6 protein-coding genes and 1 pseudogene are annotated in these 5,073 nt (G+C 67.0%); 3 read left to right on the top strand and 4 right to left on the bottom strand.

What is annotated here, in order from left to right; translation table 11 throughout:
• The 3 genes from ACRDUX_RS37615 to ACRDUX_RS37605 form a co-directional block, all read right to left on the bottom strand.
• Positions 1–504, bottom strand: a 504-nt coding sequence (locus ACRDUX_RS37615; protein WP_526422096.1) for a Maf family protein, incomplete at its 3' end; no start/stop codon positions are given.
• Between the two features lie 60 nt (positions 505–564).
• Positions 565–843 carry an acyl-CoA carboxylase epsilon subunit gene (locus ACRDUX_RS37610; protein WP_526422094.1) on the bottom strand — a complete coding sequence of 93 codons (279 nt, stop codon included), beginning with the start codon at positions 841–843 and terminating at the stop codon, positions 565–567.
• Positions 844–880: 37 nt separating this feature from the next.
• Entirely contained in the window at positions 881–2,518 is a 1,638-nt protein-coding gene (locus ACRDUX_RS37605) for an acyl-CoA carboxylase subunit beta (RefSeq protein WP_526422092.1), read from the bottom strand.
• Positions 2,519–2,634: 116 nt separating this feature from the next.
• On the opposite strand from ACRDUX_RS37605, the gene ACRDUX_RS37600 reads away from it, so the two are divergent.
• Together ACRDUX_RS37600 and ACRDUX_RS37595 are read left to right on the top strand one after the other, a co-directional pair.
• Positions 2,635–3,441: a biotin--[acetyl-CoA-carboxylase] ligase gene (locus tag ACRDUX_RS37600; RefSeq protein ID WP_526422090.1), complete on the top strand. Its 807-nt coding sequence runs from the start codon at positions 2,635–2,637 to the stop codon at positions 3,439–3,441.
• A 23-nt stretch (positions 3,442–3,464) separates the two neighbouring features.
• Complete coding sequence (locus tag ACRDUX_RS37595; protein WP_526422088.1) at positions 3,465–4,013, top strand: PH domain-containing protein; 549 nt, start codon at positions 3,465–3,467, stop codon at positions 4,011–4,013.
• A 10-nt stretch (positions 4,014–4,023) separates the two neighbouring features.
• On the opposite strand, the gene ACRDUX_RS37590 is transcribed toward ACRDUX_RS37595, so the two are convergent.
• A complete protein-coding gene (locus tag ACRDUX_RS37590) occupies positions 4,024–4,665 on the bottom strand; it encodes a GtrA family protein (RefSeq protein ID WP_526422087.1) in 642 nt (213 codons plus the stop codon).
• Positions 4,666–4,795: 130 nt separating this feature from the next.
• Here ACRDUX_RS37590 and ACRDUX_RS37585 point away from each other — a divergent pair.
• Positions 4,796–5,073: pseudogene (locus ACRDUX_RS37585) on the top strand (5-(carboxyamino)imidazole ribonucleotide synthase); the annotation flags it as partial.

Genomic DNA, 5,073 nt, shown 5'->3' with positions numbered 1-5,073 from the left:
GCCGTCGATCGTGAAGCCGCCGGCGACGGCCATTGGTTCCCCGCTTCGGGCGTACGCACTCAGGTCCTTCGCCGATGGACTGCCGAAGTCGACGCTCGTCACCGAGTGCGCGGCGGTCTGCGCCGTGATGACGTCGTCGCGCAGACGGATCACGCAGTGTCCGGTGTACAGCTCGCCCGTCGTCCCCGCCATTGATCGCCAGTCCGCGATCGCGGCGGCTTCCGACGCCGGCTTGCCCCAGAGCCGGCCATCCCGGTACAGCATCGAATCACAGCCGATGACAACGGAATCCACGCGCAGCCCGGCATCGAGGGTCCGTGCCACCGCGGCTGCCTTTGCGGTCGCCAGCGCGTTCGTGATCTCGCCAGGGCCCGAGTCGTCGGGCAATAACGCGACGATCGCGTCCTCGTCGACGCCGGAGACGACGATCAGCGGATCGATGCCCGCACTTCGCAATACCTTGCGCCGACCCGAAGAGGCCGACGCAAGGATCACGCGGGTCATCGATGATTCTCTTCGCGCAAGCGGCTCATCAACGACGATTCTCTTCGCGCAAGCGGCTCATCAACGCCGGACGTGCGTGCGTCCCACCTGAGTCACGCGCTGCCAGCTCACGCTCGAGTACCGCAGCTTGTCCACCGGATGCCCCCACAGGTTGAGTTCCTGCGGCCCGGGCTCCGCCGTCCCGCGGCCCCCGGCGAGCACGCACACCAGCACGGCGAGGTCCTCGTCGGAGGGATTGCCCTTGAGGATCCTGATCTCCGGCACCGTCGGGTCGACCGGCGCGCCGATCGTCAGGTCTTGCGGGTCGGAGACCTCGGTGATGGCGACGTCTTGTGACACGGGCTTGTCCGTTCGTTCTGGGGCGTGATGACGGTGATCAGAGCGGAATGTTGCCGTGCTTCTTGGGCGGCAACTGCACGATCTTGCGTTCCAGCAGGCGCAGCGCCGCCGAGATGTAACCACGGGTGTGGGACGGGGGAATGACCGCGTCGACGTACCCACGCTCGGCGGCGACGTAGGGGTTCACCAGGGTGTCCTCGTAGTCCTGCTGAAGCTCCAGCCGCAGCGCGTCGACGTCTTGGCCGTCGGCCGCCGCCTTCTTGAGCTGGGAACGGTAGACGAAGCCGACTGCGCCCGAGGCGCCCATGACGGCGATCTGCGCCGTCGGCCACGCGACGTTGACGTCACAGCCCATGTCCTTGGACCCCATCACGCAGTACGCGCCGCCGTAGGCCTTGCGGGTGATGACGGTGATCTTGGCGACGGTCGCCTCGCCGTAGGCGTACAGCAGCTTGGCGCCTCGGCGGATGATGCCGTTGTATTCCTGGTCCGTGCCTGGGAGGAAGCCAGGGACGTCGACCAGCATGATGATCGGGATGTTGAAGCAGTCGCACGTCCGCACGAAGCGGGCCGCCTTCTCCGAGGCGTTGATGTCCAGGCAGCCGGCGAACTGGGTGGGCTGATTGGCGACGATGCCAACGGCGCGTCCGTCGACGCGCCCGAAGCCGACGACGATATTGCCTGCGTAACCTGCCTGTACCTCGAGGAACTCGTCGTCGTCGAGGATGCGCGTGATCACCTCGTGCATGTCGTACGGCTGGTTCGGTGAATCGGGGATCAGGGTGTCGAGCTCGAGGTCCTCGTCGGTGAGGTTGTCCTCGATGTCGCCGGGGTGCGGGGGCGCCGGGAAGCGCGGCGGCTCGGCCGCGCTGTTGGGCGGCAGGTAGCTCAGCAGATCGCGGACGTAGTCGAAGGCGTCCTGCTCACCGGTGGCCACGTAGTGCGCCGTGCCCGACTTGGCCATGTGGGTGTGCGCGCCGCCCAGCTCCTCCATGGTCACCTCTTCGCCGGTGACCGTCTTGATGACGTCCGGCCCGGTGATGAACATCTGAGAAGTTCCCTCGACCATGATGACGAAGTCGGTCAGCGCGGGGGAGTAGACGTGCCCACCGGCCGCGGCACCCATGATCAGCGAGATCTGCGGGATCACGCCCGAGGCGAGGATGTTGTTGCGGAAGATCTTGCTGTAGAGGCCGAGGGAGACGACGCCCTCCTGGATGCGCGCGCCCGCACCGTCGTTGATGCCGATCAGGGGGCGGCCGGTCTTGAGCGCCAGCTCCTGCACCTTGACGATCTTCTCGCCGTAGACCTCGCCGAGGCTCCCGCCGAACACGGAGGCGTCCTGGCTGAAGATGCAGACATCGCGACCGTCGATGGTTCCGTAGCCGGTCACCACACCGTCACCGACCGGGCGATTCGCGTCGAGCCCGAAGTTCTTGCTCCGGTGTTTGGCGAGTGCGTCGAGTTCGACGAACGATCCCTCGTCCAGCAGAGCGAAGATGCGTTCCCGAGCCGTCAGCTTGCCCTTGGCGTGGACCCTCTCGACCGCAGCCTCGCCGACCGGATGCACCGTCTCCTCCACGCGCTTGCGCAGATCGGCCAGCTTGCCCGCAGTGGTGTGGATGTCGATCTCTTGCCCAGAGGTGGGTGCAGATGGGTCGGTAACGCTCGTCATGGGTAGCGATGCTATCGGTACGCCGTGGCCGCCAGAGGAGTGACCATCGCGACCGGGCGGCAGCGGGCACGGCAGGGGACCGGTGAATTCGTCGGTGCCGAGGTTAGGCTCTCAACGTGTCACGGGCCCCCTTGGACGACCGGGCGCTGCGCGACGAATTCGCTGGCGCAGGCGCCACTACGCCGTGGCGCAGCCTCGACGTGGTCACCGCGACCGGTTCCACCAACGCGGATCTGTTCGCCCGCGCGATGGCGGGCGAGGACATCGCCGGCGCCGTCCTGCTCGCCGAGAACCAGACGGCCGGCCGCGGTCGCAACGGCAGGTCGTGGTCCGCGGCGCCGCACGCCCAGGTGATCCTTTCGGTCGGGGTGGACTCCGGAGGGGTGGCGCCCGGGGCGTGGGGATGGCTGCCGCTGTCCGCCGGAATCGCAGTCGTCGACGCGGTTCTCGCGGTCACCGGAGTGCGGGTCGGGCTGAAGTGGCCGAACGACGTGCTGGCGCGCACCGACGGCCCGCCGCGCAAACTGGCAGGCATCCTGTCCGAGGTGGCCGCACCGCATCCGGTGATCATCCTGGGCATCGGTCTCAACGTGACACTGAGCGCCGACGAGTCCGAGAACCCGGGCGCGGTGTCGTTGCAGGACCTCGGCGCGTCGACGCTGGACCGGACCGCGCTGGTGAGCCGACTGCTCCACGAACTCGCCGACCGGATCGGGCAGTGGCGCGACGGGCGCACGCTTGCCGACGATTACCGGCAGCGCAGTCTCACGATCGGCTCCCGGGTGCGGGCCTCGCTGCCTGGCGACAAGGAAGTCACGGGAGTGGCCGCCGACGTGGACGATCAGGGAAGGCTGCTGATCGACACCGACCAGGGCACGGTGACGGTGTCCGCGGGCGACGTCGTGCACGTCCGGGCCGTTTAGACCTCGGAACGGAGCGTTCGCCCATGGGCTACCCCGACAACGTGCTGGCCTCCGACGAACAGGTCGTGCTGCACCGGCATCCACACTTCAAACGGCTCATCGGCCCGGTGCTCGTCCTGGTGCTGTCCAGTGCGCTCGCCGCGTTCGTCGCGGCGGTGGTGAACAGGACTGACTGGGAGTCGACCGCGAAGAGCGTCATCTTCGCGATCATCGCGGCGATCTGGTTGATCGTCGTCGGCTGGTTGACGCTGTGGCCGTTCTTGAACTGGGGGACAACACACTTCGTGATCACCGACCGGCGGGTGATGTTCCGGCACGGCGTGCTGACCCGCTCCGGGATCGACATTCCGCTGGCACGGATCAACAGTGTCGAGTTCCGGCACGGCCTGCTGGACCGGATGCTGCGCACCGGCACCCTGATCATCGAATCCGCGTCTCAGGATCCACTGGAGTTCAACGACATTCCCCGCGTCGAACAGGTTCACTCACTGCTCTATCACGAGGTGTTCGACACGCTGGGGACCGAGGAGTCGGACAGCCGCACCCACGGTGAGCGCCGTCCTCCGGCGTAGCCGGCGACGACTAACTGACGCGACGATCCTTCGGGCCGCCCTCCGGCGGGCGCAGCGGAGTGACCGTGCCGTCCAATGTGCCTGCGGCGGCCTCGATCTCGTCCTCGATGACCTCGGCGAGTCCGCCGTCGGAGAACGTCGACTCCACGGCCCTGTCGGGATTTCTGCCGAACTCGTCGGGAAAGACGAAGCGCCGAAACGCCCAGAACCGGAACGCCATCTGCAGAAGGTTGCCGATGATGTACGCCGAGACGAAGTCGGCGATGTTCTCGATCGTCAGCGTCACCATCGGCACGCGCAGCTCGAGGACGTAGCTGGAGAACCACAGCGGCGCCATGCTCAGCAGCACACCGACCCCGCTGACGCCGAAGAACAGCAGCGCCTCGTGATGGCGTTCGCGACCACCACGGTCGCGGAAGCTCCACTCGCGATTGAATATGTAGGAAGCGATGACGGCGACGATGCCGGAGATGATCTTCGCGGTGACCGGCTTCGGCTCGAGAATCGTCAACTTCAGGGTGTAGAAGATCACCGAATCGATGACGAAGGTGGTCGCGCCGACGATCGCGAACTTGATCAGTTCGTGGTGGCGCTCCGCGTAGGGCCGGATCGGGCGTGGTAGCCGCGCGATCGTGGCATCAGTGAACGACACAAGTGGCCAGTGTACGGAACCGAGCCCCAGACGCCGACTCGCTACGGTCGCGGCCGTTAAACGACCCGGTCATGGCCGTGACACCATATGTGCCGTGCCGAGACACCCCACTGCACCACCACTGGTCGCCATGATCGGCGGTGGCCAGCTCGCCAGGATGACCCACCAGTCCGCGATCGCCCTCGGGCAAGCACTGCGCGTGCTGGCCGCCGCGCCGGACGATCCAGCTGCCCAGGTGACCCCCGACGTGGTGCTGGGCTCACACACCGACCTCGACGACCTGCGGCGCGCGGCCATCGGAGCCACCGCCCTGACGTTCGATCACGAACACGTTCCCACCGAGCTGCTCGAGACGCTGGTGGCGGAAGGGGTCAACGTCGCGCCGCCACCGGCCGCGCTTCTGCATGC

The organism is Mycobacterium sp., from assembly GCF_050701675.1.
GTDB lineage: Bacteria > Actinomycetota > Actinomycetes > Mycobacteriales > Mycobacteriaceae > Mycobacterium.
This window is presented reverse-complemented; position numbering and strand designations above follow the sequence as displayed.